General features: G+C 46.7%; 14 protein-coding genes. 10 read left to right on the forward strand and 4 right to left on the reverse strand.

The genetic code is table 11. The annotated features are described in order from the left end of the window. Positions 1 to 23 precede the first annotated feature (23 nt). The 6 genes from K3G25_RS08750 to K3G25_RS08775 all read left to right on the forward strand — a co-directional run bounded on the left by K3G25_RS08750 (position 24) and on the right by K3G25_RS08775 (position 8,654). The gene (locus K3G25_RS08750; RefSeq protein WP_022553223.1) at positions 24 to 614 is read left to right on the forward strand and encodes a superoxide dismutase family protein; all 591 of its coding nucleotides are present in this window, start codon (positions 24 to 26) and stop codon (positions 612 to 614) included. Between the two features lie 77 nt (positions 615 to 691). Continuing rightward, positions 692 to 1,582 (forward strand): AAA family ATPase, encoded by an 891-nt coding sequence (locus K3G25_RS08755; protein ID WP_232489679.1) that lies wholly within the window; start codon positions 692 to 694, stop codon positions 1,580 to 1,582. A gap of 10 nt (positions 1,583 to 1,592) precedes the next feature. Then, complete coding sequence (locus K3G25_RS08760) at positions 1,593 to 3,509, forward strand: nitric oxide reductase activation protein NorD (protein ID WP_017417967.1); 1,917 nt, start codon at positions 1,593 to 1,595, stop codon at positions 3,507 to 3,509. A 227-nt stretch (positions 3,510 to 3,736) separates the two neighbouring features. Next, positions 3,737 to 6,571 (forward strand): 2-oxoglutarate dehydrogenase E1 component, encoded by a 2,835-nt coding sequence (gene sucA / locus K3G25_RS08765; RefSeq protein ID WP_022553224.1) that lies wholly within the window; start codon positions 3,737 to 3,739, stop codon positions 6,569 to 6,571. Between the two features lie 15 nt (positions 6,572 to 6,586). After that, entirely contained in the window at positions 6,587 to 7,834 is a 1,248-nt protein-coding gene (odhB, locus tag K3G25_RS08770) for a 2-oxoglutarate dehydrogenase complex dihydrolipoyllysine-residue succinyltransferase (protein WP_014418119.1), read from the forward strand. Between the two features lie 73 nt (positions 7,835 to 7,907). Then, positions 7,908 to 8,654, forward strand: a complete 747-nt coding sequence (locus K3G25_RS08775) for an MBL fold metallo-hydrolase (RefSeq protein ID WP_232489680.1) — start codon at positions 7,908 to 7,910, stop codon at positions 8,652 to 8,654. Positions 8,655 to 8,684: 30 nt separating this feature from the next. On the opposite strand, the gene K3G25_RS08780 is transcribed toward K3G25_RS08775, so the two are convergent. Then, positions 8,685 to 9,656, reverse strand: coding sequence for a bile acid:sodium symporter family transporter (locus K3G25_RS08780; RefSeq protein ID WP_017417964.1), 972 nt, complete (start codon positions 9,654 to 9,656; stop codon positions 8,685 to 8,687). A gap of 203 nt (positions 9,657 to 9,859) precedes the next feature. On the opposite strand from K3G25_RS08780, the gene K3G25_RS08785 reads away from it, so the two are divergent. Beyond that, positions 9,860 to 11,197, forward strand: a complete 1,338-nt coding sequence (locus tag K3G25_RS08785; RefSeq protein WP_007407975.1) for a sodium-dependent transporter — start codon at positions 9,860 to 9,862, stop codon at positions 11,195 to 11,197. Positions 11,198 to 11,236: 39 nt separating this feature from the next. Here the strand turns inward: K3G25_RS08785 and K3G25_RS08790 are convergent, their stop codons facing one another. From K3G25_RS08790 to K3G25_RS08800, 3 genes are all read right to left on the reverse strand, one after another. Next, the gene (locus K3G25_RS08790; protein ID WP_007611962.1) at positions 11,237 to 12,082 is read right to left on the reverse strand and encodes a superoxide dismutase; all 846 of its coding nucleotides are present in this window, start codon (positions 12,080 to 12,082) and stop codon (positions 11,237 to 11,239) included. Next, positions 12,079 to 13,962: a terpene cyclase/mutase family protein gene (locus K3G25_RS08795; protein ID WP_094295948.1), complete on the reverse strand. Its 1,884-nt coding sequence runs from the start codon at positions 13,960 to 13,962 to the stop codon at positions 12,079 to 12,081. The genes K3G25_RS08790 and K3G25_RS08795 overlap by 4 nt, the downstream gene beginning before the upstream one ends. Before the next feature lie 95 nt (positions 13,963 to 14,057). Continuing rightward, positions 14,058 to 15,545, reverse strand: a complete 1,488-nt coding sequence (locus K3G25_RS08800) for an aldehyde dehydrogenase family protein (RefSeq protein ID WP_021493907.1) — start codon at positions 15,543 to 15,545, stop codon at positions 14,058 to 14,060. 183 nt (positions 15,546 to 15,728) lie between these two features. On the opposite strand from K3G25_RS08800, the gene K3G25_RS08805 reads away from it, so the two are divergent. The 3 genes from K3G25_RS08805 to K3G25_RS08815 all read left to right on the forward strand — a co-directional run bounded on the left by K3G25_RS08805 (position 15,729) and on the right by K3G25_RS08815 (position 16,775). Next, positions 15,729 to 15,932 carry a DUF6501 family protein gene (locus K3G25_RS08805; protein WP_007407979.1) on the forward strand — a complete coding sequence of 68 codons (204 nt, stop codon included), beginning with the start codon at positions 15,729 to 15,731 and terminating at the stop codon, positions 15,930 to 15,932. Positions 15,933 to 15,996: 64 nt separating this feature from the next. Then, positions 15,997 to 16,137 (forward strand): DUF4025 domain-containing protein, encoded by a 141-nt coding sequence (locus K3G25_RS08810; protein ID WP_003153781.1) that lies wholly within the window; start codon positions 15,997 to 15,999, stop codon positions 16,135 to 16,137. A gap of 293 nt (positions 16,138 to 16,430) precedes the next feature. Continuing rightward, positions 16,431 to 16,775: a PH domain-containing protein gene (locus K3G25_RS08815; protein ID WP_003153783.1), complete on the forward strand. Its 345-nt coding sequence runs from the start codon at positions 16,431 to 16,433 to the stop codon at positions 16,773 to 16,775. Positions 16,776 to 16,798 lie beyond the last annotated feature (23 nt).

Consider the following 16,798-nt stretch of genomic DNA (forward strand, 5'->3'; position numbering starts at 1 on the left):
TAAAAAAATAAGGGGGAGGAAGCATGCATCGTCTCTTGCTTTTTCTCATGCTCGCATCAATTACGCTTTGCGGCTGCGGGGGGAGGCCCGCTCCTGTTCCGCCCAAAAAACATGAGGAAAGCCGCGCATTGGAAGCATCTGCATACCGTGAGCATGGCGGACTCATCAATCAAAACGGAAAAACGATCGGATATATCGAAGTGAGGGAATCTGATGATGAAGGGTCAGACATTCATATATCAGCGGGGCATCTGCCGCCCGGCGCTTCTCTCGGATTTCATATTTATGAAAAAGGGACATGTCAGGCACCTGATTTCGAATCAGCCGGGGGACCGTTCAACCCTTTGAACAAAGAACACGGCTTCAACAATCCGATGGGTCATCACGCCGGGGATCTCCCCAATCTTGAAGTGGGGGCTGACGGTAAAGTGGATGTCATTATGAATGCGCCGCAAACTTCATTAAAAGAAGGGAGCAGACTCAGCCTGCTCGACCGGGACGGAAGCGCGTTCGTCATTCATGAACATACGGACGATTATTTAACAAACCCGAGCGGGAATTCCGGAGCCAGAATCGCCTGCGCTCCCCTGACAAAAAGCGCCCGCAGGGAATGAGCCCTTTTGTATTGAGTATACAAGGGCTTTTTTAGTATACTCGGTTATGGAATACAAATGGAAAGGAAACATCACCTATGACTTCAGAATTACAGCACCTATCACTTCCGGAAGATATACAAAACAAACTGCAGGCTTATCAAAATCATCCCGTTTCCCAAGAATTCCGGGATTTAATCGGATCATCAGGCTATGAGGCCGAAGATAAAGCGATTGTATTCGATGCCGTCATCGCTTTGACAATGGGAAAAAATATCTTATTAAAAGGACCGACGGGTTCAGGGAAAACAAAATTGGCGGAAACGCTTTCGAACTATTTTCATAAACCGATGCACAGCGTCAACTGCTCCGTAGACCTCGATGCAGAAGCGCTTGTCGGCTATAAAACGATTGAAAATGATCAGGGACAGGCGACAATTGATTTCGTTCCCGGACCTGTAACAACCGCAATGAACGAGGGACATTTTTTATACATTGACGAAATCAATATGGCAAAGCCTGAAACCCTTCCGATTCTAAACGGCGTGCTTGATTACAGAAAAATGATGACAAATCCCTTTACAGGAGAAGTGATTAAGGCAAGCGAAGGATTCGGTGTTATCGCCGCGATTAATGAAGGCTACGTCGGCACCGTTCCGCTGAACGAAGCCCTTAAGAACCGTTTTGTCATCATTGATGTTCCGTATATTAAAGGAAGCCTCCTGAAACAGGTGCTGACCTCTCAGTCTGTCTTAAAAGATGAGAAATTAATTGAACGCTTTATGACGCTGTCTTCTGATTTAATCGCACAAGCGCATAACGGACAAGTGTCAGAAGAAGCGGCGTCCATCAGGGCTCTCATTGATACGTGCGACTTGGCTGCGTACATCCCGCCGAAACGGGCGATTGAAAGAGGCATCGTGGAAAAACTTGATGACGACAGGGAAAAAGCCGCTGTCAGAAATATTGCAGAAACGCTGTTCGAATGAGGGACATACAATGAAGTTTATCAAATTTAACGACAGCACGATTGATTCGTTTTTGTTCATGATGCTGACTGACCTGGCCAAAACACTGACCAGAAGCAGTGAAGTTGAAGTGGAATACGGCGTGCAGTCTTACTACAATCCCTTTGAAAAGAAAATTTACATGAGCCACTTTTGGAAAGACCGATCAGCCGGGGATATGGAAGCCGGCCTGAAAAGCGATGTCTATTTGCGCGCTGTCGGAACACGCAGCAGCTCATTTCGGGAATTTGCGGGGTTTTTAAATGACGTTCACCGGCACTTCACCCGCCAAAGCTTTGCCAAGCAGCTGTTTATGCTGCTTGAGGATATCAGAATTGAAGAGCTGATCAAAAAAGAACGGCCGGGAACGAAACGTGTTTTTCAGAAGCGGAGGGAGATGTACAGGAAATATTTCACGACGCAGCTGACATTGAATTTAGAACGGAGCATTTTCACCGACGCTTTGTATTGCGCGATGTTTGTCAAGCTGACAGCTGAGTCTCCGCTTGAAGGCATTCCTTCCATGCATGAACATATTGATATGATGATACCGTATATTGAACGTCAGCTCATCCGGGTGTATGAGGCGGATTCTACGGAACAAATCGCAAGAATAACGGAAGACCTCATGGAAGGCCTTGATGAAGTGCTTGAGAAAGATATGCTGAACACGTACTTTTTTCTGCCGGAACTTGATTACGAAAAAGCGGCTGAAGAGCCTTTATTCGAAAGCGTAAAAAAAGCGCCTTCGTTAAGTGACGATCTCACGCTCCCTGAGTCTTCCGACGGAGATGAAGAAATCCTTGAAGAGAAAATGAATACGTGGCACCGGGAAACCGAAGCGCCGTCAAAAAGTTTCCTTCAATTTGATATTGAGCACGGCGCGAAATCAGATCTTGGGAAAGACGCGGCCAGAGAAGGCGATGACGGTGACCAGGCGCTCGGCTCCGTTCAAGGCTCCGCGCGTCAGACGAAAAGAGAGGATTACTCCAAACTGGAAGCGCTTGAATCCATTCAGGATGAACATAAGGGCGCGGGGCTGGCTGACGGAAAAGAAAACAAATTTGCCTTCCCGGTTTATCAAACGCCTCATAAAGCGTCTCCTGAAGAGGAGCAGTCTTATAAAGAACAGGCAAAAACGATAGAATCATATCAAAAACGCCTGAAGCAGATGATACAAAAAACACTTGAGCACAAAAAAACGCTCCCGCGGACCGACCTTCACGCAGGCCGGCTGAATCGCAAACTGATCCGTTATTTTACGGAGCGGAACCCGCGCCTTTTCTATAAAAAGCAGGACCCGTCTTCAGACATTGACGCCGTTTTTACATTGCTTGTCGATTGTTCGGCCAGCATGTTCGACAAAATGGATGAAACAAAAAGAGGGATCGTTCTTTTTCATGAAGCCTTGAAATCAGTGTCTGTACCGCACCAGATCGTCGGATTTTGGGAGGATACGAACGAAGCGACCGAAACGAGCCAGCCGAATTTCTTCAATACCGTCATTCCGTTTGAAGAGTCGCTGCTGCAGGCGGCGGGTCCGCTGATCATGCAGCTTGCGCCTGAAGAAGATAACAGAGACGGATACGCCATCAGACAAATGACGAAACAGCTGATGCGGCGGAGTGAGGCGCAAAAATTTTTAATTGTGTTTTCAGACGGAGAGCCGGCAGCATTCGGATACGAACAAAACGGCATCGTCGATACGAGCGAGGCTGTCATCGAAGCGAGAAAAAAAGGGATAGAAGTCATAAATGTTTTTCTGTCCAATACTGCGATAGAAGAATCACAGATGAAAACCATTCAGGATATGTACGGAAAGTACAGTATTTTTGTTCCGGATGTCGATCAGCTGCCCGATGTGCTGTATCCGCTCTTGAAAAAACTGCTTCATAAAAGCATAGGATAGGCTTTTTCCTATGCTTTTTCGCTTTTTATTTTAAAATGATTTAATTTTTTCGGTATTGATCTGTTTTTTTTACTATTTTGTGAACAATCAAGGTAGAATCCAAACGCAATCAGTGGTAAAATATCCTTGGAAGCGTTTTTATTACATAATTTTGGGCACAGCGTTCAAAAGTTATTTCAAGATAGTGAATTGATCACTTGATTATCTAGGTTGGGGGTAATATTCAAATGTTTCAAAATAATATGAAACAAAGAATGAATTGGGAAGATTTTTACGGACCGAACCTCGGCTACGCACTGGAGCTGTACGACCAATATGCTGAAGATCCAGACAGCATTGATCCGGATCTGAAAGACATGTTTGACGAACTCGGCGCTCCGCCAAGCCAAATAAAAGAGGCATCGGGAACAAAGGAACAGGGACGCGTCACCGCAGATCTGATTCAAAAGATCGCAGCAGCAGTTAAACTTGCAGAAGATATTCGAACCTATGGCCATCTGAACGCTTCCGTCAATCCGCTCAGAAAGGATCCGAAAAAGAGCGAGCTCTTTCCGTTATCCGAGTACGGGCTTACAGAAGAAGAAATGAAAGCAATACCCGCGTCTGTCATCTGTAAAGACGCACCTGCCAATATAACAAACGGCTTAGAAGCCATCCAGCATTTACGCAATACCTATAAAAGAACCATCTCCTTCGAGTTTGACCATGTGCATGATTTCGAAGAGCGCGCATGGATTACAAAAATGGTCGAATCCGGAGAACTGTTCCGGAAAAATTCACCGGAAAAACTGTCAGCCGTTTTAGAAAGACTGACGGAAGTAGAAGGATTTGAACAATTTTTACACCGGACATTCGTCGGTCAGAAGCGTTTCTCAATTGAGGGATTAGACGCGCTTGTGCCGGTTCTTGACGACATTATCGCCCAGTCTGTGAAAGCGGGCACAACCAATGTCAATATCGGGATGGCGCACAGAGGCCGTTTAAATGTGCTTGCGCATGTGCTCGGCAAACCGTATGAGATTATTTTCTCAGAATTCCAGCACGCGCCGAATAAAGACCTTGTGCCGTCTGAAGGATCGACCGGCATCAGCTACGGCTGGACGGGCGATGTAAAATATCACCTCGGTGCAGACAGACAGCTTCAGGATGCTGAAACCAAAAGCGCGCGGATTACGCTTGCAAATAACCCGAGCCACTTGGAATTCATCAATCCGATTGTTGAAGGAAGCACGCGGGCGGCACAGGAAACAAGAACGCAAAAGGGGTACCCGGTTCAAGACGAAACAAAATCGCTCGCCATTTTAATTCACGGTGACGCAGCGTTTCCGGGAGAAGGCATTGTCGCCGAGACGCTGAACTTAAGCTCTCTGAAAGGCTATCAGGTCGGCGGGGCCATTCATATCATCGCCAATAATATGATCGGCTTTACAACAGAAAGCGATGAATCACGGTCCACGAAATATGCCAGTGATTTGGCGAAGGGCTACGAAATCCCGATCGTTCACGTCAACGCGGATGATCCGGAAGCATGCCTGTCAGCCGTTAAATTTGCGGTTGAATACCGGAAGCGGTTCAATAAAGATTTCTTAATCGATTTAATCGGGTACAGACGGTACGGCCACAATGAAATGGATGAGCCGTCAACGACACAGCCGATGCTGTATGACGCCGTCAGAAAACACCCGACTGTCAAGCGGATCTTTGCGGAAAAACTCGTAAGTGAAGGACTGATCAGCGAGGAAAAAGCGCAAAACATCGAAACGGCAGTGACAAAACGTATTGAAGACGCCTATAAAAAGGTGCCCGCCAAAAAAGAAGACGCCGTACGGGAAATTGAATTGCCGGAACCGGTGTCCAACGGTTTTCCAGACGTTGACACAGCCATTGATTTTGATGTTCTCCGCAAGCTGAACGGCGAACTTATCAACTGGCCGGAATCTTTTAACGTGTTCGGCAAGCTGAAAAGAATTCTGGAAAGACGTGCAAAAGCGTTTGATGATGACCGTAAAGTTGAATGGTCATTGGCTGAATCACTTGCGTTTGCTTCCATTTTGAAAGACGGCACGCCGATCCGGCTGACCGGACAGGATTCAGAGCGCGGAACGTTCGCTCAAAGAAACCTTGTGCTGCATGACAGCGAAACAGGAGAAGAATTTGTTGCCCTCCATCACTTAGACGACTGCGCTGCTTCATTTACGGTGCATAACAGCCCGCTCTCTGAAGGATCGGTTCTCGGCTTTGAATATGGATACAACGTGTATTCGCCTGAAACGCTTGTGATGTGGGAGGCGCAGTACGGGGACTTTGCCAATGCGGCTCAAGTCTATTTTGATCAATTCATATCTGCAGGACGGGCAAAATGGGGACAAAAATCAGGCCTGGTCATGCTGCTGCCTCACGGTTACGAAGGGCAGGGCCCTGAACACTCCAGCGGCCGCGTCGAGCGGTTCCTGCAGCTGGCGGCGGAAAACAACTGGACGGTGGCCAACCTGACAAGTGCGGCTCAGTATTTCCACATTTTAAGAAGACAAGCGAAAATGCTGCTTCGTGAGGAAATCCGCCCGCTTGTGATCATGACGCCAAAGAGCCTGCTGCGCAACCCGAATACGGTATCTGAAGTGCAGGAACTGAGCGAAAGCCGATTCAAGCCTGTCTATGAGCAGTCCGGACTTTCCCATGCTTACGAAAAAGTGACTCGCGTCGTATTATCAAGCGGAAAAGTGTCAATTGATATCAGCGATCACTTCAACAAAATGGAAGGCGATAAGGATTGGCTTCATATTGCCAGAATCGAACAGCTGTATCCGTTCCCGGCAAAAGATACGAAGGAGCTTTTCGCCAAACTGCCGAACCTGCAAGAGATCGTTTGGGTTCAGGAAGAGCCGCAGAACATGGGGGCATGGAGTTATATCAGCCCGTATCTGACGGAAATCGCGCCAAAAGGAGTAAATGTCCAATACATCGGCCGAAGAAGACGATCCAGTCCCGCAGAAGGAGATCCGACAGTCCACAAAAAAGAACAGGAACGCATTGTATCTGATAGCTTGACTCGCAAAAACTAAGGGGGAAATGAAAAAATGGCGGAAATTAAGGTACCTGAATTAGCAGAATCAATCTCAGAAGGAACGATAGCCCAATGGTTAAAGCAGCCCGGTGATTATGTAGAACAGGGTGAGTACTTGCTTGAACTGGAGACGGACAAAGTAAATGTTGAATTGACAGCAGAAGAATCGGGTGTTCTAAAAGAGGTATTGAAAGATTCGGGTGATACCGTCCAAGTAGGAGAAATTATCGGTACCATTACAGAAGGCGCTGGCGAAAGTTCTGCACCCGCCCCTTCAGAAAGTGCTCCAGCCAATGAACAAACGAAAGAGGAAGCAAAAGCTGAACCTGCTGCACAAGAAGTCAGCCAGGAAGCACAATCAGAAGCGAAATCCAGAACGATAGCGTCTCCGGCTGCACGCAAGCTGGCAAGGGAAAAAGGGATTGATCTATCACAAATTCCGACGGGGGACCCGCTCGGCCGCGTGCGCAAACAAGATGTGGAAGCTTATGAAAAACCGGCTTCAAAACCTGCGGCACAGCCGAAACAGCAGGCTCAAAAAACACAGCAAAGCTTTGACAAACCTGTCGAAGTGCAAAAAATGTCCCGCCGCAGACAGACGATCGCGAAACGATTGGTTGAAGTGCAGCAGACTTCTGCGATGCTGACTACATTTAACGAAGTTGACATGACGGCCGTTATGAATCTAAGAAAACGCCGTAAAGACCAATTCCTTGAGCAAAACGATGTAAAACTCGGTTTCATGTCGTTCTTTACAAAAGCCGTCGTGGCTGCATTGAAAAAATTCCCGCTCCTTAACGCTGAAATTCAAGGCGATGAGCTGATCGTGAAAAAATTCTATGACATCGGTATCGCTGTCGCGGCTGAAGAAGGGCTTGTCGTCCCAGTCGTGCGTGACGCTGACCGCCTGACGTTTGCCGGCATTGAAAGAGAGATCGGCGAACTTGCGAAAAAAGCGCGAAACAATAAATTAACATTAGGTGAGCTGCAAGGAGGCTCCTTCACGATCACAAACGGAGGTACATTCGGATCGCTTATGTCAACACCAATCCTAAACAGCCCTCAGGTTGGGATCTTAGGTATGCACAAAATTCAGCTGCGCCCAGTAGCGATTGATGCGGAGCGCTCTGAAAACCGTCCGATGATGTACATCGCTTTATCATATGATCACAGAATTGTTGATGGTAAAGAAGCGGTCGGATTCCTCGTCACCATTAAAAACCTGCTTGAAGATCCGGAACAGCTGTTGCTGGAAGGATAATTTGAGACAGACAAAAAGTACACTGCCCTTACAAGCAGTGTGCTTTTTTTATTGAGAGAAGGGGAGAATGTATTTGAAAAGCTGTTATCCGCTTGAGATCGAATTTGAATATAATGAAGAGTTGCATTCTATCACTCCGGTTCTTCTGCAAGACGAACATGACACGATATTAATAGACTGCGGATATCCCGGTTTTACAAACCATCTTCAACATGCTGCTGCCCGGCATGGAATGTCGCTTCATTCATTGACAAAAATCATTGTAACGCATCACGACATAGACCATATCGGTTCACTCGCTGCATTACACCGTTTGCATCCGGATGTCAGCGTGACAGCACATGAGCGTGAAGCGCCGTATATTGACGGCTCTAAAAAAACTTTACGGCTTGAGCAGGCTGAATCAACGTTTTGTTCATTGCCAGAGGATGCAAAGCCTTATGCAAAACAGTTCATCCGCTCGCTTCAATCAGTCGAATCGGCTCCAGTTCACCGGACAGTTACTGACGGCGAGCTGCTGCCTTGGTGCGGAGGCATTCGCGTTGTAGCCACGCCGGGTCATACACCCGGCCATATCAGTCTTTATCTGCCTGCCGAAAAAACTATGGTTACAGGTGATGCGGTCGTCATTGAAGACGGAAAGCTGAACCTTGCTAATCCTAGCTATACGTTACATATGGATGATGCGGTCCGTTCTGTGCGGCGGCTGCTCGATTACGATATCCGCCAATTGATTTGTTATCATGGAGGTTTATTTCAGGGGGATATAAAAAAAGCGCTTTTGCGCCTGTTTCATGATCTGCAGAATAAAAAAGGATAGGAGCGGCCAGCCTATCCTATCCTTGTTCAGTTATGAAAACGGAATCTTTGCCGTTTCTTCTACTTCGGCGCTGTTTTTCTCTTTTTTCTTAGACCAGTAGGTGGCAAGAACAGACCCCGACAGATTGTGCCATATGCTGAAAATTGCGCTCGGCACTGCTGACAAAGGGGAGAAATGCGCTGTCGCAAGCGCTGCGCCCAGTCCGGAGTTTTGCATTCCGACTTCGATCGCAATCGCTTTTTGTGAAGCATAATCCATTTTGAACAGCTTTGCAGTCAGGAATCCTAACAAATATCCGATTCCGTTATGTAAGATGACGACAGACACAATCAGCAGTCCTGATTGAAGCAGATGCTCACGATTTACGCTGACGACAGAGGATACAATCGCTACGATGCCGATTACCGACACGAGAGGAAGCGCGTGCACGGCTTGTCCGACCTGTTTTTTGAAGAACAGCTTCACAATCACCCCGAGGACGATCGGCAAAAGCACGGCTTGCATAATGGAAACAAACAGTGAACCGAAAGAAACGGGGAGCCACTCTTTCGCAAACAGCATAATAAGTGCCGGCGTTACAATAGGAGCAAGCAATGTTGAGATCGTGGTGACCGCAACAGAAAGCGCCGTATTGCCTTTCGCCAAAAACGTCATGACGTTTGATGCCGTACCGCCCGGACAGCATCCGACCAGAATGACGCCCGCGGCGATTTCTGCGGGGAGGCGGAGCCCGATTGATAAACAGAAAGCCGTAAGCGGCATAATCGTAAACTGGGCAGCGACTCCGATCACGACATGCCAAGGCTTTCTGATTAATTCTTTAAAATCGTCTGCTTGAAGAGTAAGCCCCATCCCAAACATAATAATACCAAGGAAAATCGTCATATAAGAACTGATCCAAGAAAACAAATCAGGGCAGGCGAATCCTAAACCGGCAAAGACGATAACCCACAAGCCAAAGGTTTGGCCCGCAAACCCGCTTATTTTTTTCAGCCATTCCATAAACACAGCTCCTTTTACATTCAATCAATCAGTCAGAAAATATGACTGACTTTTCTGTATTCCATTATAAATAATTTTCTGAATAATTCAATATTTAATATAAGTTTTCAATAAAATTATTATGTAAACTAACATCTTCTTGACTATTCAGACATATATTCTTACAATTGATTTTTATACTGAAATGAATTGGGAGTGCTGAAGTGAAAGAAGCTAATCAATGGTCATCTAAGCTGGGATTTATTTTAGCTACGGCCGGCTCTGCAATCGGGCTCGGCGCAATATGGAAGTTCCCTTACGTAGCGGGAACCAGCGGAGGCGGCGCTTTTCTGCTTGTTTTTATTTTATTTACTGTTTTAATCGGACTGCCGCTTTTGCTTGCTGAATTTATTATCGGCAGAAAAACACAAAAAAATGCCGTTGAATCCTATAAGGCGCTCGCGCCGGGGAAAAAGTGGCACTGGATCGGATATCTCGGAATCATTACGTGTTTTATTCTATTATCCTTCTACAGCGTAGTGGGGGGATGGATATTAATCTACATTATAAAAGGCTTTACAGGCGGCTTATCGCTTTCTTCGGGATTTGATACGTTATTTATCGATACCATTTCAAACCCTTATGCAGCCGTTTTCGGCCAGCTGCTGTTTATCGTGCTGACGATTTTAGTTGTGGCAAAAGGGGTGAGCAGCGGCATCGAAAAGGTAAGCCAGGTGCTGATGCCGGCTCTGTTTATTCTGTTTATTCTTTTAATGATCCGCTCCGTTACGCTGCATGATGCAGCGAAGGGATTAAAATTCTTCTTCATGCCTGATTTTGGCGCGATGGATGCCAATACCATTTTATATGCGATGGGACAATCATTTTTCTCGTTAAGCGTCGGAGTGTCCGTAATGGTTACATACAGCGCATATTTAGAAAAAGAAGAAAATATTGTTCAATCCGCCGTATCGGTGACGGTATTAAATGTCCTTGTTGCTGTGATGGCGGGAGTGGCGATTTTTCCGGCGGTGTTTGCATTCGGCCTCAAGCCGGATCAAGGCCCGCAGCTTTTATTTAACGTGCTGCCGACTGTCTTTAACCAAATGCCGTTGGGCATCGTGTTTTTACTCGCCTTTTTGCTGCTGTTTTTATTTGCGACGCTGACATCGGCTTTTTCAATGCTTGAAATTTTAGTTGCTGTTTTGTCAAAAGGCGATTCGGCAAAACGGAAGCGGTATGCATGGATCGGGGGACTTGCTATATTTATTGTCGGGGTCCCTTCGGCGCTGTCGTACGGAATTTTGAGTGATGTTTCTATTTTTCACCGCAGTATTTTTGACGCTGCGGATTTTCTGGTCAGCAATGTCTTAATGCCGCTGGGCGCGCTTTTAATTGCCGTTTTCGTACCGCTGAAAATTCCGAAACAGATGTTGTTTGACGAACTGAAAAGCGGTTCCGGTATAAAACGAAAATGGTTTGCAGTCTGGCTCCTATTAATCCGTTATGTGGCTCCTGTAGCCATTATTATCGTTTTTCTGCACGTGCTTGGTATTTTTTAAACCAAAAGAAGCACGCCCCCGTTCAAGACGGGGGCTTTTTTAATAAAGCGGCCATATCACGCGGTGCGCTTGCTCGAACCGTTTCTCCGCCTCCCGCCAATCAACGACATTCCACCATTGATCCACGTAAGCCGCGCGGTCGTTTTTATATTGTAAATAATAAGCGTGTTCCCACACATCCAGCGGAAGCAAAGGAATGACGTCCCACTGGCTGTAGAGCTGATGCTTCTCAGCGGCCAAAATCTCCAGCCGCCCGGCGCGCGGCGCCCAGACTAGGATAGCCCAGCCGACTCCTTCGACTTTTTTCGCCGCTTGAGAAAATTGCTCTTTAAAAGCGGAATAGCTTCCGAATGACACATCAATCATTTGAAAGAGTGCACCCGTCGGCCGTCTTTTTCCGTTTGGATTCATCGAAAACCAGAAAATACTGTGTAAATAATGGCCCGCGCCGTGAAACGCCAATTGCCGCTCCCAATGTGCCACTAAGTCGTACTGTTTCGTCTGTCTCGCTTTTTTGAGCTCCAGTTCTGCTTTATTCAGACCGTCAACATAGCTCTGATGGTGTTTTGTATGGTGGAGTTTCATAATCTCTCTTGAAATATACGGTTCCAGTGCGGAATAACTGTAAGGCAGTTTAGGGAGGACATGCTTGCCGATCGGCACATAGGCTCTGCGCTCATCCGGCTCTTCGGGTTCAGTAATGTCCCGGTAAAGTGCTGATGCCTGTTCGTACCATTCCGCCTCCGTTAATCCATCATCCTGAAGGGTGTGAAAAATCCGGTCGATTTGTGCCGCGAAGCGATCGAACCGACCTTGCTGAATGACTTGTTCCTTCAAGGTTTCACACCAATTCAGCATCTCGGTTTGATAAGCGTGCCGTTTCATTTTTCTTCCTCCTTTTCACTCATTTTCATAAAAGTGCTGAGCGCAAGCAAAGAAAACACATACGGGTAGCTGTGATACCTGATGTAAAACTGTTTCGGCAGGCCGATTCCAGTCGGATAGCTGAAAGCGGCTCCTTCGTAATGCCGGTTTTCAATAAGAAAAGATATGCCTTTTGTGACGGCTTGATGATGAGGTTTTTCGTATTGCAGCAAAGCTTCGGCCGCCCAAGCCGTCTGTATAAGCGTCCCGTAAGAAAGCGGAACATAGGTTTTCTCTTCTGCACTTTTACAGGATTCCCCCCAGCTTCCGTCCTCGTTTTGAATGGACTTCAGCCAGCGGATCGCTTTTTTCACGGCCGGGTGGTTTTGGCTCACGCCGCAAGCATTCATCCCTGTCAGCGCCGCCCATGTGCCGTAAATATAGCAGACACCCCATCTGCCGTACCACGATCCGTTCTCTTCTTGATGGCGGATCAGCCATTGGACGGCTTTTTCAATCTGAGGGTGATCAGAAGAAAGCCCCGCTTCTCCTAAACAGTGCAGCACCCGTCCGGTTAAGTCGCTTGTTGAAGGATCGATGGCAGCTTCCTCAGCCGATTCCAGCGGCAGCAGGCGGACCAGCGGATGATTGACATTTTTCTCAAAAGCAGAGAAGCCGCCGTCACTGTTTTGCATGGACAAAAGCCAGCTCAGTCCGCGTTCCCATGAGGCGGGATAAAGTTTTCGCGGAATGGCTTTGAGCACTGCGGCTGTGTCATCACAATCAGGATTATTTGTATTGATGTTTGAAAAACCCCATCCTCCCGGTTCAGCATGCGGGTTGTGAACGGCCCAATCAGCGACTTTCGTCTGCTGCCGTTCACGCAGAAACCGGGCGGCGCTGGTTATCATCTGATCGTTATCTGGGATGCCGCTTTTCATAAGCGCATAGCTGAGAAGCGCCGTATCCCAAACGGTCGACGTTGAATTTTCCAGGTACGGTATATTGCCGCAAGACGTGAGCAAAGCTTTCGTGCCGGCAAGCGCTTTTTTAATAACGGGGGAGTGGCGCGATACACCGAGAGCGAGCAGGCCGTACACCATAAAAATAGTGGCGCTCGCATAGCTGTATAATGTGCCGTCTTCTTCAATCCGGTCAAGCATATACGTTTTGGCCGTACGCAGACCGAGCTGGTGAAAAGCGGCAGGAATCTGCAAAAGCCGCTTCCAGTGCGCGAAAAGAGAAGAGAGGTCTCTGTTCTCATCCTGATCGGAACGAAGCCATGTAAACGGATTTTTAGTCATATGCCGATCTAAATGCGCGAGAGACGGAACGTTGGGATTTTTCAGCGAAAATCTTTTGTTAAGTGTCACGGCCATCGGTACAAAATGAATACGGGCGTATGTACTGAACTGGTAAAAATGCAGCGGGAAGGATGGGGGAATGACTAAGAAAGATAATGGCAGATGCAGCGCGGGCCATGGATAAAGGCCGTTTGCCGCAAGCATCCACTTTGTCATGAAGTGTACGTTGCGCAAGCCGCCATTTGAGATGATAAAGCGTTCGGCCTGAATCATATGCGCCTCAGAACGGCTATATAAACCGGAAGCCAGCAAGCCGGCATAGCCCTGTACAGTGGCGGTCACATTTCCTTTCCGGTCATCAGGATAGTTGGCAAAAGTTCCGTCCGGGCGCTGTTTAGCGCGAATGCCTTCTGCAAGCTCAGCGATCAGTTCTTTATCATTGTCTCCAAGAGAAGTGAGGAGGAGGATCAGAAAGGCGTTTGTCAAAATCGGTCCTTCAAAACAAAATGACCATGAGCCGTCCGCATTTTGCGTTTCTCTTAATAGGGAGATGGTTTTCTTTTGGCGGCTTCTGACGTTTTCATGAATTGTGCTCACACTCGCTCAACTCCTTCAGAAGCATATATATTCATATGTAAAAGGCGGCATGACAAAAGAAAGAAACTGCTGACAGGCAGCAGTTTCTTGTTTGATTAATCTTCCAGATTGATCCAGACGCTTTTCACTTCTGTATAATTATCCAGAGCGTAAGAGCCCATTTCCCGCCCGAGGCCGGATTGCTTATAGCCGCCGAAAGGAGATGCCGCATCGAAAACATTGTAGCAGTTGACCCAAACGGTGCCGGCTTGGAGACGGTCAGCAATGTAATGGGCGTTTTTCACATTCTCAGTCCAAAGTCCGGCTGCAAGGCCGTATTCCGAGCGGTTCGCCCGCTCAATCACTTCATCTACCGTATCATACGGAATGGCGGCTAAAACCGGGCCGAAAATTTCTTCTTTTGCGATGGTCATGCTGTCATCCACATCCGCAAATACAGTCGGGGAGACAAAATACCCTTCTTCAAACGGGCAGCTGCCGCCCGCGACAGCTTTGGCTCCTTCCGCTTTTCCTTTTTCAATATATGAAAGCACGCGCTCATGCTGTTCCTGACTGACGAGCGGGCCGATTTGTGTATCCTGGTGAAGGCCGGCGCCTTGCTGAAGCGATTTCGCATATGAAACCATTTCGCTGACGACCTCATCATATTTGTCTTTGTGAATGAAGACACGGGAGCCTGCGCAGCATACCTGCCCCTGATTAAACATGACCCCGTTTAAAGCGCCGGGAATGGCTTTCTTCAAATTGGCGTCAGGCAAAATGATGTTAGGTGACTTTCCGCCAAGCTCCAGTGTCACGCGTTTAATTTTTTTTGCGGCTTTTTCCATGATTTTTTTGCCGATTTGTGTAGAACCGGTAAAAGCGAGTTTATCGACATCGTCATGGTTGGTCAGCGCTTCCCCGGCCGTTTCGCCGAACCCTGGGACAATATTGATGACGCCGTCAGGGAAGCCCGCCTGATCTATTAATTCCGCTAAATAGAGGGCAGTCAGCGGTGTCTGCTCCGCCGGTTTCAAAACGATTGTGCAGCCTGTGGCAAGGGCGGCGCCCATTTTCCACATCGCCATAAGGAGCGGGAAGTTCCAAGGGATGATCTGCCCCACGACGCCGACAGGCTCATGGCGGGTGTAATTAAAATATGAGCCGGCGACCGGAATTGTTTGTCCGGTTATCTTTGTAGACCACCCGGCATAATAACGCATATGCTCAATTGCGAGCGGGATATCCCCATTCGTCGTTTCATTAATCGGTTTTCCGTTATCAAGTGTTTCAAGCTGCGCGAGTTCCGTTTTGTGCTCTTCCATTAAATCGGCAAGCTTATACATCAGCCTGCTTCTGGAAGCGGCCGGCATAGTGCGCCATTCGCCGTGATCAAAGGCTTTGCGTGCCGCTTTCACTGCACTGTCAATGTCTTCTGACTGTGCCTCGTAAAGCGTCATCAGCGTTTCCCCGGTTGCCGGATTCGGTGTGACAAATGTTGATCCTGAAGCGCTCGGAACAAATTTTCCGTCAATATAAAGTTTCTTCGTGCCCTGTAAAAATGTTTCCAGCCTTTTTGTGATCTGCATCGTTAAAGAACTCATTCGTAACAAACCTCCCGAAATTTTTTTATGGTCTGTTTTGAGCATCTTGATGTCCGCGCAAAGTAAGCGCATACAGTCATTCTATAATAACACCTCCGGTAAAATCAATCGATAACCGTTATTGCAATTCACAAGAAAAAACCGCTACAATAAGCTTATCGATTAAGAAAAGGAGTTTTATAAATGATTCATAATAATTGGCAGACAAAAGAAAGCGTCAAAAAGGTCAAATGCGTACATACAGATGCGAAAAAATACATTGTCAAAAATGTACTGACGCCGGGTAAAGAGTATGAAGTCAAAAATGAAACAGAAGAATTCATTTTTGTTGTAGACAATACAAACAAAGTCGGAGGCTTCTACAAAGAGTATTTTGAAGAAGTTTAAAGCGAATGAATTTATTTTGCCTGAGCCATACTAAAAAAGACTACATATAAAGGGTGGCTGCAAAATGAAAAAAACAGAGCAAGACAAACAAAATAAAACATCAGATCAGCTTCAGCAAGTGCAACCTGAAGAAGGCACCGACACGACGATGGAACAAATTTCAGATACCTATAAAGAAGGAACAATTGAAGATACGGATCGTTGATGTTTTGTTGAAACCGCGGCATTGGAGAAGCCGCGGTTTTTTATGGCGAAAATAAAAAACTGACTTTTCGAAAAAAATACCGTTTTCTTGAAACCTTTTCTTTCGCTGAACCGTACTACTTCATAACAGCGGCACCTTTCGCGAAGGGCTTTTTTGATGAACGTTCTAAAAATGTAATCTGTTCGTAATGGTTTAAATGCCGTCTATGTCGTATTCTTATATAGGGATAAAGAACTTATTTTTTTATGATTGTAATAAAACAATAGTATAGAAGCAGAAAGTGGGGTTCTTCATTGGGAATTTTTTCTGTCAGCAGATCAACCGACACAAAAAAGCTGGAGGCTTTGCTCGTTGAGGGAGAACGGATCGAAACGATTTATAAACTGCGGGTTGACCAAATATGCTTTACGAATAAACGAGTGATTTTCTTTGATAATAAAATGTTCTCCAAAAAGAAAGTGCGCGTATTTCTTCCATATAAAACAATTGAAAGCTTCGCCATTCAAGAAGCAGGGATGTTTGATCCCGATACCGGGCTTGTATTAATGACAAGGGGAAAAACTTTCGAATTGGAATTTGCAAAAGAAACGGACTTGACTGAGGTTCAAGCCATCTTAACAAAATACTTATGCAGTTAAATATCACATAAAAGCCATCCGAA

The organism is Bacillus sp. FCW2 (assembly GCF_021228595.1).
GTDB classification, from domain to species: Bacteria; Bacillota; Bacilli; order Bacillales; family Bacillaceae; genus Bacillus; species Bacillus velezensis.